A 16,847-nucleotide genomic window follows, 5' to 3' on the forward strand; every position below is an offset into this window, starting at 1 on the left:
GCAAGCCAAATACTGAATATAGAAAACACCCAGTCAGAGCTCAATACAGCTGATAGGGAAGTGAGAGGTCTATTAATAAGCCGATGCTAAGTGAGCATCGGCTTACTCATGCTATTAGAAGGTGGCCAGTGAATTTTCACTCAAGGCATCAAACAGATGAACCGCATCTAAATCGAGATACAGAGTCAGTTCACTGACATCAACTTCCGCCGCTTGTGTTTCTACCATCAGTGGTTGCCCCGCAATTTCGGTTTTTAGCAGTATGCTTGCGCCTAGCAGTTCTTTGTCCTTGATCTTGACCGGCAGTGGCAAAACTCGATCGTGGTCCACCTGTTCGGCACGCAGATGGATATCCGTTGGCCTAACACCGAAGTGAAGTGCCAGATTTTTAGAGGCATGCGCGTGGAAACGCTGTGGAAGCGGGATGCGAACATCACCAAGCTCTATCTGCCAATTGCCTTCATCGCCAACTAATTGTGCGTCAAGCATGTTCATCGATGGGTTACCAATGAACTGGGCAACAAACTTATTAGCAGGCTGCTGGAACACTTGTGTTGGTGTGCCCACCTGTGCGACATAGCCATCTTTAAGAATGACAATACGATCAGCAAGTGTCATGGCTTCTATTTGGTCATGGGTGACGTAGATAGTGGTTGTTTGTAGTTCTCGATGAAGCTGCTTGATCTCTTCGCGCATGGTACCACGCAGCTTAGCATCTAAGTTTGAAAGTGGCTCATCAAACAAGAATACTTTAGGTGTACGGACCATAGCTCGACCCATTGCAACTCGCTGACGCTGTCCACCAGAAAGTTCTTTAGGTTTGCGATCTAGAAGTGGCTCTAGTTCCAACATTTTTGCTGCTTTACGCACTTCAACATCAATCTGGCTTTTTGCCATGCCTTTGAGCTTGAGAGCAAAGGCGATATTTTCGTATACCGTCATATGTGGGTAAAGTGCATAGCTCTGGAATACCATCGCTAAGTCTCTATCTTTAGCATCGATTTTATTCATCAGCTTATCGCCAACAAGTATCTCGCCAGCAGTGATGCTTTCTAGGCCAGCCAGCATGCGCAGCGTGGTTGACTTGCCGCAACCAGATGGACCGAGGAAAACCACAAACTCACCATCGTTGACGGTGAAATCGAAGTGTTTCACTACCTCGACATCGTCGTAAGACTTCTTAATGTTTTTGAATTCAACTTTAGCCATTACACATTCTCCTCTCGTCGCTCAAGTAGCATGTTACGGTAAGCAATGGCGCTCTGTTTTAGCGTACGTTTTTGGGTTTCATACTCAACGTGCACAATACCGAAACGCTGCTTGTAACCAAATGCCCACTCGAAGTTATCCATTAGGCTCCATGCGAAGTAGCCTTGTACGTTGACACCAGATTTAATAGCGCTGTCCACCGCTTCTAAGTGTGCTTGGAAATAGTTAACACGTTGGGTGTCATTCACTTCACCATTGATACAATCGTCTTCTCCTGCAGCCCCATTTTCAGTGATGTAAAGTGGCGGCAGGTTGTCGTAACGGTCGTTAAGACGGAGTAGTAGATCAGTGAGTGCTTGTGGGTAGATCTCCCAGCCGATAAAGGTATGTTCATTTTCTGACTGAGGCACGTCTTTGATATCACCATTTTCATCAAAGCGAACTACGCAGCGGGTGTAGAAGTTAATACCGATAAAGTCCAAGTCGGTGCGGATAATGTCGAGATCGCCCTCTAAGATCATCGGCATATTGTGAGATTGACGCTCAAGAACTAACTGCGGATATTCGCCTTTCAGTACTGGGTCCATAAACCAGTGGAAACCTTCTGCATCTGAATACTCGGCAGCAGCCACATCGCTATCGTTTAATGGGTATGCTGGTGTGGCATTGAACACACAACCATGCATGGCGTTAGGGGCATTCTTACGCATGTGAGGAATCGCTAAGCCATGAGCTAGCATTAGGTGGTGAGCCGACAAAAAGCCCTCGCGTTCGCCCTTAATACCCGGCGCATGGATTCCCCAACGATAACCTAGATACGAAGAGCAAAACGGTTCGTTAAGCGTAGCGTAGGAGTCGATTTTATCGCCGAAGTACTCACTGACTATGTTAGCGTACTGCTCAAATTTGTAAGCGGTTTCTCGGTTCAGCCAGCCCCCTTTATCTTCAAGGTACTGAGGGAGGTCCCAGTGATAGAGGGTGACAAAGACTTTTAAACCCCGCGCGTGACATTCATCGATGATCTGTTCATAGAACTTTAGCCCTTCTTGATTGACAACACCGTCTTGAGGAATGATGCGTGGCCATGCCATAGACAGTCGGTATGCGTCGACACCTAGCCCTTGAATCATCTCAATGTCTTGTTTCCAAAGATGGAAATGGTCACAGGCAACATCGCCGTTGTCTGCGTTATCTACTGCACCTGGTTTATTGCAGAAGGTGTCCCAGATAGATGGGCTTCGTCCACCAAGTTGAGCACCACCCTCAATCTGATAAGAAGACGTGGCGACGCCAAACAAGAATTCTGGGCTGCGTAATTTAGAATCAGTAGGAAGTTGGAATTTATTCATTGTTATTTAAACCTTTTTAGCCTTTAACAGCGCCTGACGTCAGGCCGCTAATCATTTGTTTCGACGCGAATAGATAAGTGACAACCAGTGGAAGAATCGAAATGGTTGTACCTAGCATGACCGCTCCCCAAGGGGTATTTGGGATACCTTGGACGCTGCGTAGCGCTTGGGTAATGACATAGTTTTCTGGCGTAGTGAGTACAACCAGAGGCTGCATAAACATGTTCCAGAAGAAAACGAATTGAACGATAGCAAGTGTTGCTAGAGCGGGTTTCATCAGTGGTAGAACAACACTCCAGTAGGTTCTAAACTCGCCTGCTCCATCGAGCTTAGCCGCTTCTAACAACTCCTTTGGGACTGACGCAACCACATGCTGTCGCATCAGGAAAATACCAAATGGTGTAGTGGTAAACGGCAGCCACACAGCTAGATGGTTATCGAGCAAGCCAAGGAATTTGACGATCATGAAGTAGGGGATCAAACTGAGCACTGGTGGGATCATCATCGAGCCGACCAACATACCAAACAGCAAGGTTTTGCCTTTGAACTTGTAGACAGCAAACGCATAGCCACCCATGCTACAAAACAGCAATGAAATCGTAGTGCCCAAAAACGCGATGTAGATTGAGTTAAACATCGCTTGCCAGAATGGCATTATTTCCAATAGCTTGGCGTAGTTAACCGCTAAGCTGTCGCCGATAGCGAAGCTGATCCCAGAGCCAAAGATCTCCGTTCTATCACGCGTGGATAGCAGTGCAGACCACAGGAAAGGGAACACGGTCATAATCGCAGAAACGATCAGGACTACAGCAAGTAATGCCATCAGCAGCTTGGTAAATATCTCTAGGCTACGATCACTTGGTCGCCAGCGAGGAGAAGTTATCGAGTTTGTCGTCATCTTATTGCTCTCCCAGACCTTTTTTACCGAAGAAGAAGAATTGAATTGCGGTACAGCCAGCAATCAACATAAACAGCAGCCAAGAGATCGCTGAAGCGGTGCCCATTTCAAGCCATTCCCAACCTACTTTGTATAAGTACATTGAGATGGTTAAGCCAGATTGGCCGGTACCACCCGTACCACGTGTTAACACGAACGGTTCTTCAAACAGTTGCAGGTTGCCGATGATAGTCATGGTGACTGCAAAGAAGATAAATGGACGAATCATAGGTAGTGAAATGCTCCAGAATCGACGCCAAGCGTTAGCACCATCCATACGGGCGGCTTCAAGAATATCTTTTGGAATTGTCATCAAACCGGTTGTGTAGAGTACAATGTTGAAGCCGGTGTATTTCCAGAACACCATAATTGCGATAGACGGTTTCACCATGGTGGCGTCATCAAGCCAACGGATTGGTTGGTAGTCATTTACCCAAGCAAATGCCCAGCCAAACAAAGAGCTATCCGCTAATGCCATCAAGCTTTGGTTAATGATTCCTGAGTTGGGCGAATACATGTTGAAAAAGATCAGTGATGCTGCAACCGTCGAGGTAATGAACGGCAGAAAATACGCGGATGTTAGCCAGTGGCGAAGACGATCACTCATCGAGACCAAAATGTAGGCAACGGGCAGAGCGACTAAGTGCTGTGCCACACCTGACGTAATCGCAAGCCAGAGTGTGTTTTTTAATGAGCGCCACAACCAAGGGTCGGTTAGGGCAATGTGGTAGTTCTCTAGCCCCACATAGTCCATAGCGCCAAGGCCTTCGACCGGGTTCCACTCATGAAAAGAGAGATAGATAGAAAAAAGCAGTGGGAAAATCCCAAATACCGAGAAAATAATCAAAAACGGCAGTAGGAATCCATACGGTGTAAGCGCTTTCAAACTCAGGCGAGAAAAAAGGCTTTCGCGTTGTGATGTTTCCATAACCTTGCTCGCTGCATGATTCATAGTAACGACCTCTAGTCAGGAAGGCGCTGTACGCCTTCCTTTCTTACCAAATATGTAACCAATTAAAGATTGCGTGTACGACGCTTAATCATGCGCTCTGCTTCTTTGAGTGCAGTTTTGATGTCTTTACCTTCATCAAGCACTTCCATCAGAGCATTTTCTAAGATTATCGAGCGAGCAACGTGGTCACCTTTAGCCGGAGCAACAGGCTTGATGTTTTTCGCCACATCAGCAAACAGCAAACGGGCTTTTTGACCGCCGAGGAATTCGACTTCCTCTTGGAACAAAGCGTCATCGTAGGTTTGGGTGTTGGCTGGGAATGCAGCAATGGTTTCAAAGTGCTTAAGCTGAATATCACGACGCGTTGTCATGTATTCAATCAGTTTCCACGCTTCATCTTGGTGTTTTGACTGAGTTGGAATTGAGAGGAAAGATCCACCCCAGCTACCATAGATACCATCTGGCAGGTGAGAAACGCCCCAGTTACCTGCGGTTTCAGGTGCGATCCAGTTATTGAGGTGACCAAGCAGCCATGCACCAGATAACTGAGTGGCAAAGGTGCCATTACGGAAACCTTCATACCATTCGTTTGACCACGCTAAGATTCGCGCATCTAAGCCTTTTTCACGGATCTCTTTTGCCACTTCGAATGCATGCACAAAGCGCTCAGAGGTGACCACTGGGTTACCATCTGCATCGAAGTAGAGTCCTTCTCCTTCAGGCACTGTGGTGAAGATAATCGCTTGGGCAACGTCGGCCGCAGAAGCAATCAGGTAAACGTCTTTTTTCTTCAGCTCTTCACCCGCTTTGATGTAAGAATCCCAGTCTTTGATCGCCTGGTTTACATCAATGCCCGCTTTAGCAAACACATCACTGCGGTAGTACATTACCCCAGGGCCTAGGTCGACAGGCATACCATAAACATCACCGTCGGCACCTTTACCTTGCGCCCAAGCATAAGGAGCAAAACTCTCGGCAAACTTATCGGCACCATAGTTTTCAGATAGGTTAACTAAACCGCCAGAAGCGACAAAAGGGCCAATTTTTTCGACATCAACGACAATAACATCGCCTGCACCTGAGCCTGTCGCAAGGTTAGTGGTCAGTTTGGTGTGGTGGTCGCCATGATTGTTCATCAGATAATCGACCTTGATTCCTGTCTCCTTTTCGAAGTCAGGCAGCAGAACCTTGAGGCTGCTATCGAAATCTGGGAAGCCGTCAAAGCGAATAATTGAGTCGGCGGCGTTGACTGTCGTAGCAAGTCCAAGTGCGGTGACAGTGGCAAGCGTCAAAGTTTTTAGTTTCATCTTCTTGTCCTTAAATGACTTTATTTAGAGTTGTTTTACTGAGCTTCTAGGCACTAGGGTAGGTGACAGTTTGAAGCTCACATCTCGCTTGTTTTTGTTGAGTATTTGAATAACCAGTTGAACCGCTTCGGCACTCATTTGCTCAATGGGAAAATTCACGGTTGTAAGCGGCGGCGAAATATAACGAGCAAACAAAATGTCATCGAAGCCAATCAGTGACACTTGATCTGGGACCTGAATGTTGTGCTCTTTCAATACCTCAAAAGCGCCGAACGCCATATGATCATTACTGGCAAAAACGGCGGTAAAAGGTCGTTCACGCTTGAGCAGCTTGCGCATTGCGCTTATGCCAGACTCTTCGGTAAAACCGGCCTCTGAAATCAGTGCTTCGTCGAACAGGAGTCCCGCTTCTTCAATCGCTTTGCGGTAACCCTGCAGACGCCCCCGTGCATCTGATTTGTCCAGAGGGCCGGTAATACATGCAATGTCGCGATGCCCCATTCGCAACAAATATTCGGTTGCCAGTTGGCCCCCTAATTCGTTATCAATTTCGATACAGTTCTGCGCTAGTTCTGGTACAAAACGATTGACCAAAACCAAAGCCACTCCTTTTGCTTCTAGCTCTGTTAGGTAGTCATCTGAGAGGTGCTGAGTGTGCAAAATCATTGCATCGACTCGACGCCCAAGTAGAAACTCCACCGACTCACGCTGGCCCTGTTCGGTATTTGAGCCAGCAGTGACGATTACGTGGTAGCCAAAACGGCGTAACCTTTTTTCAATACTATGCAGGATGCCAGAATAAAACGGACCACCGAGCTCAGGGACTATGATGCCAATGCTGCCAGTGCGGCTAGATGCGAGTGCTTGTGCAATCGAGTTTGGGCGGTAGCCCAGAACTTGAATGGCTTTCTCTACCTTAAGCTTTTTGTCATGGCTTACTCGACTCGTGCCATTGATGACGCGAGATACTGTCGCTTGAGAAACGCCTGCATACTCAGAAACATCTTTTATGGTTGCCACAACTTACCTCTACAACTGCTTTTCACATAAACGCATGAACGTTTTCGAAACCGCTTTCACGAGGCTTAGTATTAAAGATCTTAGTTAAAGCCTATGTGAGAAAAATCACACTCAAATAAGCCCTGAAAAGCCTTATTGTTCAAAGGATGAAGCGGTATGCAGTTTCTATCTACCTCATGAAACTGTTTCATGAAATGGTTATTTGATGCACAAATGTATTGCTGAGATGATTGATCTAGGTTTTGCTATCGACAAAAAAAGAGCCGCTAAAAAGCGGCTCAAATGGTTTGGAGTTAAGTTGAAGCGGCTAGCAGAATATTGTTAGATTGCTAGCGAAATAGTTGGACAGTATTGTGCTGATTACCACCAAGCTTCCCACATGGCGCCTAGGCTAAAGGTATCTTGCTTAGCGGTTGTTGTTGCGGTTGCTTTATTGTCGACTTCGCCTGCTGTTGCGTAGAAGCGGAGCATTGGACGTGCACCAGATCCCCAATCAAAGGCGATGTTTTGTGAAAGGGTCACTTTCCAACCAGAGTTGTCATCAGAGGCTCTGGCATAGTCGACTACTTGATAACCCGCTTCCAACCAAGTCGAGTGGACATCATTCCAGAAGTACATAGGGCGAATGACGGCACTGTAGTTGGTTCGCTCATCTTCGACCTTAGAAGAGCCATCGACAGAGTAATCGTGGTAGGCAAGCAAGTACTCAACAGCGGCACTTTCACCAAGAGTAGAATTACCTTCAAAGCTCGCATAGAGCGTCGTCAGATTATCGGTTTTCCAGAAAACACCATTATCCGCGTTATCAGAGTACCTTAGTACCAGTCGGTTAGAACCATTGTCATGTGGGCGAGAGAAAACTGCTCCTAGTTGGTACGCATTAATGCTCTTTGCATCATCAATCGCTTCTGAATCAAATCCGTAGTTAGCGTACAGTTCAAGGTCGGCGAAGCCAAGATTGATGCCATGCAGTTTAGAAGTGAAAGCGTAAGCGCCGCTGTCGCCTGTACCCGCACCACCAGTACAATTGATAGAAGGATTAGCACCTGGTTCTATTGTTGGGCTACAGCTGTCAACGGCACCGACTACGCCAAAATCAAGTTTGATTGAGCCAAGTTCTAGGTTATTGATACCGCCACCTTGGCCATCGTGCATCATCCAGAAGTAATCATTAATGCCTTGTTGTGGACGCTGGTGGAAGTCACGCCCTGCCCATACATAAGCGTTAGGCTGGCTTTCAAATACGTTGGTTGCACCAGCGTAGGCTTTTTTGATGTTTACCTCATCACCCCAATGGTCGAACATCACTACAACATCCCAGATAGCGCCGCTGTCACTTTGAAACACTTTTGCGAATTGGAACTCTCCACCGTTGCCTTCGTTGCCTAAACGACCAATCGCTGAAGAGCCATTAAATGATCCATCGACCTGAACATACTTCTGGTCACCGGATTGGTAATGTGCGCCATAGCGAGCATAACCAGAGAAGACCACGCCGAGAGGGACTTCAATATCTGGAGTTAGCACAGCAGGTTGCTGGTCGTTGACATAATCAGTCTGCATCCGGCTTTCCAGTTCCTGAATGCGTTGTTCGAGTGCCTGTAGTTCAGTTTCAGTAGCAAAAGAGGTGACGGAAGCAAGCGAAGCTGCCACTGCAATTGAAATAGGCAATAGCTTAAGTTTTTTCATGATAATTCCCTATATGACATTGTGTTGTTGTTCTATTGGGAATCTTAAAAAATGAAATGGATGAAAAGGTTTGAGCGCTTCACACCACGCCTAGGAGGAGACTGTCATGAAACTACACTCTAGTATGGTGAGTCGTGTATTAATATTAAAAACAACTGGATATCTATATTTATCAAAGGCGATGAATTCAATGAAATCGCTTTCATTTCATGATTTTCTATAAGGTATATCACGTTACATTCAAATGCTTTGCGCCTAAAAAAGCCTCTTGCTTTGAATGCTTTCACTATTATGAAAGTTTTCATAGAACGTAAAATTCTTACAATCTATGACGCTCTATACGGTTAGGAAAGAACCATTCGTATCAAAAACCAACTGCTTAATAACATTGCTAGGAACAAAAACAGGGCAGATACAGTTCCTGCCGCAACCCCTAGTAATAGGTAGTATCGAGTATTCAAACTGAGCCCTTACATTGTATTGGTAATCATTATCATTTAGATTGTTTTGCAACCGCAAATCAAGCTGATACCATGAATCCAACCTTATGGACTTTGTGTTGTTATGATTCCTCTGATTTACCATTCCCTCTATTCTGAGTTGCCGCTGCCTGAAGGGCATCGCTATCCAATCAATAAGTATCGGCTGCTGTTTGAGGCAATTGAACAGCAGCGAGCTGCTAACCCTAAATGGCAGCAGACTTTTCAATATGTGCAGCCAGCCCCAGTTGAGCAGGTGGAAGTGAGTCAAGTTCATTGTCCTGACTACATACAACTTCTTACGTCAGGTGAACTACCTGCGCCAAAGATGCGCCGAATCGGCTTTCCATGGAGCGAAACACTGATTGCTCGGACGTTGACGTCCGCTGGTGGAACCTGCGAAACGGTTCATCAGGCCGTTAAGCATGGTGTCGCTATCCATTTAAGCGGCGGATATCACCATGCGCACAGGGATTTTGGTAGTGGCTTCTGTTTAGTGAACGATCTAGTGTTGGCAGCCAAAAGGGCGCTGACTCTTAAAGGGATAGATAAGGTTTTGATTGTTGACAGCGATGTTCATCATGGAGATGGCACGGCAACACTGTGTGAAGAAGAGGACGCGATAGTTACGCTCTCTTTTCACTGTGATAAGAACTTCCCTGCGCGCAAGCCAGATTCTGATCTCGATGTACCGTTAAGCAGAGAAACGGGGGATGTTGAGTTTCTTGAGGTGTTCACCTCGGTGGTTGAAATGGCAGTTAATCTACATCAGCCCGATCTCATTCTATATGACGCAGGCGTTGATATTCATGAAGATGACGAGCTAGGGTATTTGAACATCTCTAGTGACGCTATCTACACGCGAGATGCATATATGTTTGATCTTGCTAAACGAAGGAACTTGTCAATTGCATGTGTGGTTGGTGGCGGCTACCGCAGTGAGCATCAGGCTCTTGTCCCAATTCATATGCAGCTTATTCGTGCCGCGTTGAACAGCTACCAAAGTTAAAGGATAAATGATGGAACATCGAATTCGCGCCGCAGGGATACTGATTAAAGAGGGTGCAATGCTACTTGTTAAAGTGAAAGACTTTACCGGTGAGTATTGGATTCCACCCGGTGGTGGTATGGAGTCAAGTGATCAAAGCTCGAAAGCCTGTGTGGTTCGTGAGTTTAAAGAAGAGGCGGGTATAGATGTCCAAGTTGGAGAGCTTATCTGCGTTAGGGAGTTTCTCGAAACGCATAAACAGCGCTACCACGCGGAGTTCTTTTATTTAATTGAAGGGTTTTTAGGGACACCTCATCTAGAGAACTTAGCAGGACTAAATGATGAAGGCTACATTCAAGACGTTGAGTGGGTTCCAATCCCTGATCTAGCAGATAAAAGAATATATCCAGCAGAACTCAAAGATAAGCTTGTTGAATTGATTGAGACCAAACGCTTCTCAACTCACCTTGGTAGTTATGTTCAGGGTGAAAATGAAGATATCGATTATCTTTAGAATGATTTGAGACGATAAGCCGCTGATTACTGAGCAGCTTTCTTATGGGACGTGTTTGAAAGTCGAGTTGCGTTCAACTAGGGATTTAATGAATCCCTATTAACTTTACTTGCGCTAAAACGAAGAAAGCCCGCTAAAAAATTAGCGGGCTTTCTGAATGTGGCGGAGAGATAGGGATTTGAACCCTAGATACGCTATTAACGTATGCCGGTTTTCAAGACCGGTGCTTTCAACCACTCAGCCATCTCTCCGTTGTTGAAGCGAATAATATAGAGCTAGAGAAAAGTTGTAAACCCCTAATTTTACTGTTTGCTTTAATTATGAGCGGTTGGCTATAAAAACCTAGACAAGCGAGCGTTTTTTAAGCTTTTATCTGAGTGGGGATTCGAGTCATCTAGAAAAATGTTGTTCTGTAATCGATAGTTACGTTGATTGGAGTGGGTATCTAGCCTAACCACAAAATTAAATTCCGCTTATAGCTCAATAAGTGGGGGAAGTGGATGCAAATCAATTAAAGGCGTTGCGTGTTTCAGTCCAAACAGAAATAGTCGATGATTTGAGTCATTAGTAAGATGATTCAATTCGACCAGCTCAAGTAAAGCGTAAAATCGATTGACGTACTGACTGGTTTCAGCCGGAAGTGTGAGGTGAGAGTAATGCTGGCTGCCGGCTCGTTGAATTGCTCTGGCTACCCTTCCTTCTCCCGCATTATACGCGGCAAGAGTTAGTGTTAAATCACCGAACTTACTATAGAGAAAACTTAGATAGTTAATAGCTGCATCTGTACTAGCGGCGGGGTCAAAGCGTTGGTCGTTATTTTGGCTGACATTTAAGCCAAAGCGCTTGGCGGTTGCTGGGATAAGCTGCCACAAACCAGCGGCATTCGCACCAGAAACGGCGTTGGGGTTGTAAGATGACTCTAGCATAGGAAGTAGGACTAAGAGTTTCGGCAGTTTTTGACTTTCAAGCTGATGCGATATGTCTTGGATCAGGGCTTGGTTAGCGTTCAGCCTAGCTTGAATTTGCTGCTTATAGGGTGATAACAAGCTAAGCTCTTGCTCGAGATCAACTGGATGCGAAGTAGCAAGCACAGTAACTGGATTCATTAGCGTAAGAGAAATTAAGGTCAGCCCGATTAACCAGCGCAGCTGTGCTAACACTTTCTCCATATCGCTACAAAAGTTCAGTGTAAGTGTGTTGGCTCGGTTCTTTCAGGCTGCTGATTAGCTCATGGAATGCGGCAGAACTTGCCCCGTTGTCACTGTTGAGTTGCTGGCACTGTTCAATAAGAGACGCTAATGTTTGCCACTGGTGACGAACTTTGTGAGCAATTGACTGAGGTAGAGCATTGAATATCTTTTCTATACTGCTCTGCTCTAACGGTAAACCTAGTTTGTCCATCACTTGGCTTCTCATCTTTGCGTTGGCGTTAAGTTTTTCGATCAATGGTTTCTGGGTGTTGATATTTTGATTGAGTTTTTCTGCATCAAAGGTCAGGTAGAGCATTCTCTGATCCTGCAGTAGCGGAGCGAGCTTGCGGTACAACGCGATATCTTCTCCAACGCTTCGAACAAAGTTTTGAACAAGACGAGAAGCTTCAGATGTCATGGTTATTCCTCAATATTGCCGCAGAATACGACAGTGTTTACTCGTGGCCAGTATGGAATTGCAATACCGCGTGCGATAGGGCTTTGGTGTCTAGGGTAAGTTCACCTTTGGCCAAAGCGTTTCTGACTTGTTCTACTTTGGCCAAGTCGACATCTGGAAGTGATGCCATTTGGGCTTGAGCCTGGTCGATAGCGGCAGTATTGGCATTAATCATTGCTTCACTTACTGGCTGTTTTGTCGTTGTCTCAGCTGGCTTTTTAGATGCTTGATTGAAATTGGTTTGTGGGACATGTCCGCCCGCAACTTTATCGATTTTCATGATGTGGTCCTTAATCATCGTGGTTACAGGTTTAATGCGACTATTCCGTGATAGAAATTAAATCCAAGTGATAACTTTTTATATCTACCTGAATTTATAATCTATTTACGAGTGTGGAATGTGAAAAATGATAGCTTCAGTCCAAAAATCAAAATTGAGTTTGGACTTGATTCAGTCCAGTCACGACCGCTTTAATGGTTTTCCCCGAAGAACTATTTTGCACATCGATCTGCTCTCCGTAGTCCCCTTCCTCTAGTGCGATGCCTTTTGTTCGGGCACTAAACCCATCCTTTGTCGCGGTGATAACCACTTGATTACCTTTTGCTACTAGCGCAGGGGAACTTAGTTTACGCGAGTCTAAAATCTGGCCAGTTCGAATGCGCCGCTTGGCAGTTTTGTTGATGACTTGCGATGGCTGAGTGAAAAAATCTTGTTCCCTGTTAAGCGTTCGTCGTTCTATGTGAATCAAGCCTGAAGAGATAGGTTCATCGCGATTGATGCCTGATTTAGCGACGACAACATCGAGAGTGAGAGAGGCTTTGATGGTGACATTGATTCGCCAATCAGCAGATGGAGACGCGCAACTTACCGAGCGCTTTAAGTTTCCAACTGGGAGCGTTTTATTATCGACACCCGAGATCACAACAGCTGTCGGACAAAGTGGTAAATGCTGTGCGGCGCTAGGGACGTGAATAGCCGTTTTAAGCTGATAGTTGTGCCATTGATTACGCTGAGCACGTGCTGATACCGCTTGCGCAAGGTGGCTCTTTACGGCCGAGCGAATAGTCTCTTCAGACATAAATTGCTCTTCAGCATACACGCTTGGTGTGGCTAGAAAAACAGTGGCCAAAACCCCCATAACACAGGAGGAAATAAAGGCGTTTCCCACAGATGCAAGCTCTTCCGTAAAGCGGAAGTTGGCTTTCCTTTTGTTTTTATAAGTCATTGATAAATTAAAGTTATTTTTGTGGCATGTATCTTGTTGTATTAGTCCTTAATCGAGCCGACTGTAAGGAAAGATACATGGCTATCTCGTTTGAAAATGCGTTGGGCGTTCACCCTGACGCGCTGAATTTTCGGGTTCAGCGTACCAAAGTCCTTGCTAGTAACCTAGCAAATGTTGATACCCCCGGGTACTTGGCGAAAGACTTGAGTTTTACCACCGTAATGAACCAAATGACACCACAAGGCGTGAGCAAATCTGTACCTAAATTACAGATCTCCTCGCAGTATTCGATTCCCTACCAAAACAGCAAGGATGGCAATACCGTTGAGCTTGGTGTTGAGCAAGGCAAATTCACACAAAACAACATGGATTTTCAAACTAGCCTGACTTTTCTGAACATGAAGTTCAAAGGCCTAGCGAAAGTCATAGAGGGACGTTAACTATGTCATTTACAGACATTTATTCCATTGCGGGCTCGGCCATGAATGCCCAAACCGTCAGGTTAAATACCGTCGCGAGTAACCTAGCAAATGCAGATGCGGTCTCTGCTAACCCGGATGATGCCTATAAAGCGTTGAAACCTGTTTTTGCAACGGTATACAGCAAAACGCAGTTGGCAACGAGTGAAGGTGTTTACCCAAATGCTGAAGTTCGGATTGTTGATGTGGTGCAAAGTGCTGGCAAAGCTGAGAAACGCTTTGAGCCAAGTAATCCTTTAGCTAATGATGAAGGGTACGTCTTTTATCCCGACATCGATGTGGTTTCGGAAATGGCAGACATGATGTCCGCAACACGCAGTTTTGAAACCAATGTTGAAGTCCTTGGCAATGTAAAAAGTATGCAGCAAGGATTACTCAGATTAGGGCAGGGCGGCTAATGAGTATTGCACCTTACAACGCGTTGAGCAATGACAAACCTGTTGGCTCAGCCACAAGTAGCCTCGGGATTTCAGGTAACCCTCAAGATACCAATAGCGCCTCTTCACTTGAAAATGAATTTATCAGCTTGATGGTGGCTCAAATCCAAAATCAAGATCCACTTAATCCATTGGATGGTACGGAATATGTCGGCCAATTAGCGCAGTTCTCACAAGTTCAAAGTACAGAAAACATGTCCAGTATGATGCAAAACAGCATGGTGCTTTTGGACAATATGCAGGTGCTATCGACAGCAGGTTTAGTGGGCCAGACGGTCTATGTGTCGGGCAATGAGTTTGAACTTAATGACAACATTCAAAGCGGCAAGATTGAACTCGCTCACTCTTCTAGCCAAGTCACCTTAGTGGTCAAAGACGAATTCGGACAAGCAACCAAAGTACCTTTGGGGGCGCATCCGAAGGGCGATGTCGATTTTTCGATTGACCCAGTAAAGCTAGGTCTGAAACCTGGGAATTATTCTGTCTCAGTTGAAGTACAAGAAGGTCAAACGAAACCCAATGTACTGCTTGCAGGTAAAGTGGAACAAGTCCGGATCCCAAGTTCAGGTGGAGCTGCCTTTGTCAATATTGAAGGTGTCGGTAGCGTGCCTTTCTACCAGATTACTCAGTTTGGTGCTTAACCAATAAGGAATAAAGAGGTTAATTATGAGTTTTAATATCGCCCTAAGCGGCTTAGATGCAACCAATACCGAGCTGAACACAATCAGCCACAACATTGCCAATGCATCAACCTATGGATTCAAAGGGGCTCGAACAGAGTTTGCAGCTGTCTACAATGGTATGCAGCCAGGTGGTGTGGAAGTCGCTTCTATATCTCAGAACTTTGACAAAAATGGCTCAGTCAGTGGTACGGGTCGTGCGATGGATCTTGCGATCAATGGTAGTGGTTTTTTTGTCACTAAAGATACTTCTGGTCAACTGCTCTATACCCGCTCAGGTGTGTTCGGTACGGACAAAGACAACTTCGTGACAGGTAACACGGGTGGCAAACTTCAAGGTTACAGCGTAGATGGTAATAACAACCTACTGACGGGGGCGACAGGCGACATCAAGATTTCAACTTCGTCGTTAGCGGCAAAAGCGACAGACCAAATGGAGTTTGTCGCAAACCTAGATGCGAGCGCCTCCGTCGTTGACCAAGTGGCAAATCCATTTAATCCAAATAATACCGACTCGTTTAATTCTTCCTATACCACCAAGGTGTACGACTCGTTGGGTAACGCACACACTGTTACTCAATACTTTACCAAAACGGCAGCCAATACTTGGGAAGTGAACGTTCAGGTTGATGGTAGTGCTACCCCAACCGCAACCGTCGGCATGACGTTCAATGCTGACGGTACGCTTGCTACGCCAACCGGGAGCTACAATGTGGCCTTCCCAGCCGCGGGTGCTAATGCCATGAGCGTTGATATTGATTTGGCGGGTAGCACTCAATTTGGTGCGGCGTTTGGTGTGAGCACAAACAACCCGAATGGTTATACATCTGGTGAACTGGCTGGTGTGCGTGTCGAAGACAACGGTATGGTTTATGCCACCTACACCAATGGTCAGTCTCAGCTTCAGGGGCAAGTGATATTAGCAGACTTTGCCAACCCACAAGGCCTAGCAAAAGTGAGCGGTACGGCTTGGACACAAAGCTTTAGCTCTGGCGCACCTATTTTGGGGGTTCCGGGCACAGGGACATTGGGTGATCTTACCCCTGGTGCTCTTGAAGGCTCGAATGTCGACTTGACCAGTGAGTTGGTCAACCTGATGACAGCGCAGCGTAATTATCAAGCGAATGCCAAGACAATATCGACTAACGATAAGCTGACTCAGGCGCTATTTAACGCGATTTAACGGGGCCTGACATGGACAGTTTGTTATTTACAGCAACCTCTGGTGCGAGCCGCGTTTTAAAAGCTCAGCATGTGCGTTCGAACAACTTATCTAACGCCGATACCGCAGGGTTTCGAGCTGATATGGAGCGAGTGTCCAGCATTCAGTTGCAAGGCTCGGGTTTTGACGGCCGCACTATGGTGGTGACGAACTCCGCTTCAACCCGATTTGATGAAGGCGACATCGTAAAAACCGGTCGTCCGTTAGATGTGGCTGTGATGGGAGAAGGTTATTTGGCGGTACAAACCGCCGATGGGCAAGAAGCATATACGCGAGCAGGCAACATCAAAGTTGATTCATTTGGTGCGTTGAGCATCAACGGCTTTGCTGTGTTGGGTGATGGCGGACCGATTGTGCTGCCCGATTACCAAAAAGTAGAGGTTAGCGAGCGAGGTCGAATCTCTGTAGTGCCACCTGGTGGTGGTGCTGAGTTAGAAGTAGGCACGCTAAAGCTTGTTAAACCGCAGACACAGCAACTGCAAAAACAGAGCGATAGCCTATTGCATAGTGTCGATGGTAATCCGTTTGAGGCCGATCAAACCGTGCAATTGGCTCCGGAGCATATTGAAGGCAGCAACGTTTCGGCCATTGATGAGTTGTTAAACGTGATGTCTCTAACGAGAAATTTTGAGATGCAAGTTCGTATGATGAAAACAGCCGAAACGCTTGCTCAAGCTGGCAATAAATTAATGTCGTCGCGATAGTCGACGTC

General features: G+C 46.1%; 18 protein-coding genes and 1 tRNA gene. 7 read left to right on the forward strand and 12 right to left on the reverse strand.

All coding sequences use genetic code 11. The features are described 5' to 3' along the window. Positions 1–114 precede the first annotated feature (114 nt). The 7 genes from ZX61_RS04670 to ZX61_RS04700 form a co-directional block, all read right to left on the reverse strand. Entirely contained in the window at positions 115–1,209 is a 1,095-nt protein-coding gene (locus ZX61_RS04670; protein WP_049843549.1) for an ABC transporter ATP-binding protein, read from the reverse strand. After that, entirely contained in the window at positions 1,209–2,558 is a 1,350-nt protein-coding gene (locus ZX61_RS04675) for a GH1 family beta-glucosidase (RefSeq protein ID WP_049843550.1), read from the reverse strand. Before ZX61_RS04675 ends, ZX61_RS04670 begins: the two co-directional genes overlap by 1 nt. 16 nt (positions 2,559–2,574) lie before the next feature. Beyond that, entirely contained in the window at positions 2,575–3,456 is an 882-nt protein-coding gene (locus ZX61_RS04680) for a carbohydrate ABC transporter permease (RefSeq protein ID WP_004748472.1), read from the reverse strand. Position 3,457: 1 nt separating this feature from the next. Beyond that, positions 3,458–4,447 (reverse strand): carbohydrate ABC transporter permease, encoded by a 990-nt coding sequence (locus tag ZX61_RS04685; RefSeq protein WP_008077977.1) that lies wholly within the window; start codon positions 4,445–4,447, stop codon positions 3,458–3,460. Positions 4,448–4,509: 62 nt separating this feature from the next. Continuing rightward, positions 4,510–5,754: an ABC transporter substrate-binding protein gene (locus ZX61_RS04690; RefSeq protein ID WP_049843551.1), complete on the reverse strand. Its 1,245-nt coding sequence runs from the start codon at positions 5,752–5,754 to the stop codon at positions 4,510–4,512. A gap of 24 nt (positions 5,755–5,778) precedes the next feature. After that, positions 5,779–6,774, reverse strand: coding sequence for a LacI family DNA-binding transcriptional regulator (locus ZX61_RS04695; protein ID WP_049843552.1), 996 nt, complete (start codon positions 6,772–6,774; stop codon positions 5,779–5,781). Between the two features lie 360 nt (positions 6,775–7,134). Then, positions 7,135–8,463 carry a carbohydrate porin gene (locus ZX61_RS04700; RefSeq protein ID WP_049843553.1) on the reverse strand — a complete coding sequence of 443 codons (1,329 nt, stop codon included), beginning with the start codon at positions 8,461–8,463 and terminating at the stop codon, positions 7,135–7,137. Positions 8,464–9,027: 564 nt separating this feature from the next. On the opposite strand from ZX61_RS04700, the gene ZX61_RS04705 reads away from it, so the two are divergent. Then, positions 9,028–9,951: a histone deacetylase family protein gene (locus tag ZX61_RS04705; RefSeq protein ID WP_049843554.1), complete on the forward strand. Its 924-nt coding sequence runs from the start codon at positions 9,028–9,030 to the stop codon at positions 9,949–9,951. Between the two features lie 10 nt (positions 9,952–9,961). Continuing rightward, complete coding sequence (locus tag ZX61_RS04710) at positions 9,962–10,444, forward strand: NUDIX domain-containing protein (protein WP_049843555.1); 483 nt, start codon at positions 9,962–9,964, stop codon at positions 10,442–10,444. A gap of 160 nt (positions 10,445–10,604) precedes the next feature. On the opposite strand, the gene ZX61_RS04715 is transcribed toward ZX61_RS04710, so the two are convergent. The 5 genes from ZX61_RS04715 to flgA all read right to left on the reverse strand — a co-directional run bounded on the left by ZX61_RS04715 (position 10,605) and on the right by flgA (position 13,170). After that, positions 10,605–10,695 (reverse strand) — tRNA-Ser (locus ZX61_RS04715). Between the two features lie 222 nt (positions 10,696–10,917). Continuing rightward, positions 10,918–11,550 (reverse strand): lytic transglycosylase domain-containing protein, encoded by a 633-nt coding sequence (locus ZX61_RS04720; protein WP_150114960.1) that lies wholly within the window; start codon positions 11,548–11,550, stop codon positions 10,918–10,920. Between the two features lie 67 nt (positions 11,551–11,617). Beyond that, a complete protein-coding gene (locus ZX61_RS04725; protein WP_049843557.1) occupies positions 11,618–12,052 on the reverse strand; it encodes a flagellar protein FlgN in 435 nt (144 codons plus the stop codon). A gap of 37 nt (positions 12,053–12,089) precedes the next feature. Further along, complete coding sequence (flgM, locus tag ZX61_RS04730; RefSeq protein WP_049843558.1) at positions 12,090–12,371, reverse strand: flagellar biosynthesis anti-sigma factor FlgM; 282 nt, start codon at positions 12,369–12,371, stop codon at positions 12,090–12,092. A 148-nt stretch (positions 12,372–12,519) separates the two neighbouring features. Beyond that, a complete protein-coding gene (gene flgA, locus ZX61_RS04735; protein ID WP_235431292.1) occupies positions 12,520–13,170 on the reverse strand; it encodes a flagellar basal body P-ring formation chaperone FlgA in 651 nt (216 codons plus the stop codon). 224 nt (positions 13,171–13,394) lie between these two features. Between flgA and flgB the strand changes: the two genes are divergently transcribed. From flgB to flgF, 5 genes are read left to right on the forward strand one after another with little or no spacing between them, the layout of a single operon-like run. Then, on the forward strand, positions 13,395–13,757 hold the full coding sequence (flgB, locus tag ZX61_RS04740) for a flagellar basal body rod protein FlgB (RefSeq protein WP_049843560.1): 363 nt from the start codon (positions 13,395–13,397) through the stop codon (positions 13,755–13,757). A gap of 2 nt (positions 13,758–13,759) precedes the next feature. Continuing rightward, a complete protein-coding gene (flgC, locus tag ZX61_RS04745) occupies positions 13,760–14,194 on the forward strand; it encodes a flagellar basal body rod protein FlgC (protein WP_049843561.1) in 435 nt (144 codons plus the stop codon). Then, complete coding sequence (flgD, locus tag ZX61_RS04750; protein ID WP_049843562.1) at positions 14,194–14,874, forward strand: flagellar hook assembly protein FlgD; 681 nt, start codon at positions 14,194–14,196, stop codon at positions 14,872–14,874. Before flgC ends, flgD begins: the two co-directional genes overlap by 1 nt. A 25-nt stretch (positions 14,875–14,899) precedes the next feature. Then, positions 14,900–16,096 carry a flagellar hook protein FlgE gene (gene flgE / locus ZX61_RS04755; protein WP_049843563.1) on the forward strand — a complete coding sequence of 399 codons (1,197 nt, stop codon included), beginning with the start codon at positions 14,900–14,902 and terminating at the stop codon, positions 16,094–16,096. 11 nt (positions 16,097–16,107) lie between these two features. Further along, positions 16,108–16,839 carry a flagellar basal-body rod protein FlgF gene (gene flgF / locus ZX61_RS04760; protein WP_049843564.1) on the forward strand — a complete coding sequence of 244 codons (732 nt, stop codon included), beginning with the start codon at positions 16,108–16,110 and terminating at the stop codon, positions 16,837–16,839. The last annotated feature ends 8 nt before the right edge of the window (positions 16,840–16,847 follow it).

It is taken from the genome of Vibrio sp. VPAP30, assembly GCF_001188205.1.
Lineage (GTDB): Bacteria > Pseudomonadota > Gammaproteobacteria > Enterobacterales > Vibrionaceae > Vibrio > Vibrio bivalvicida.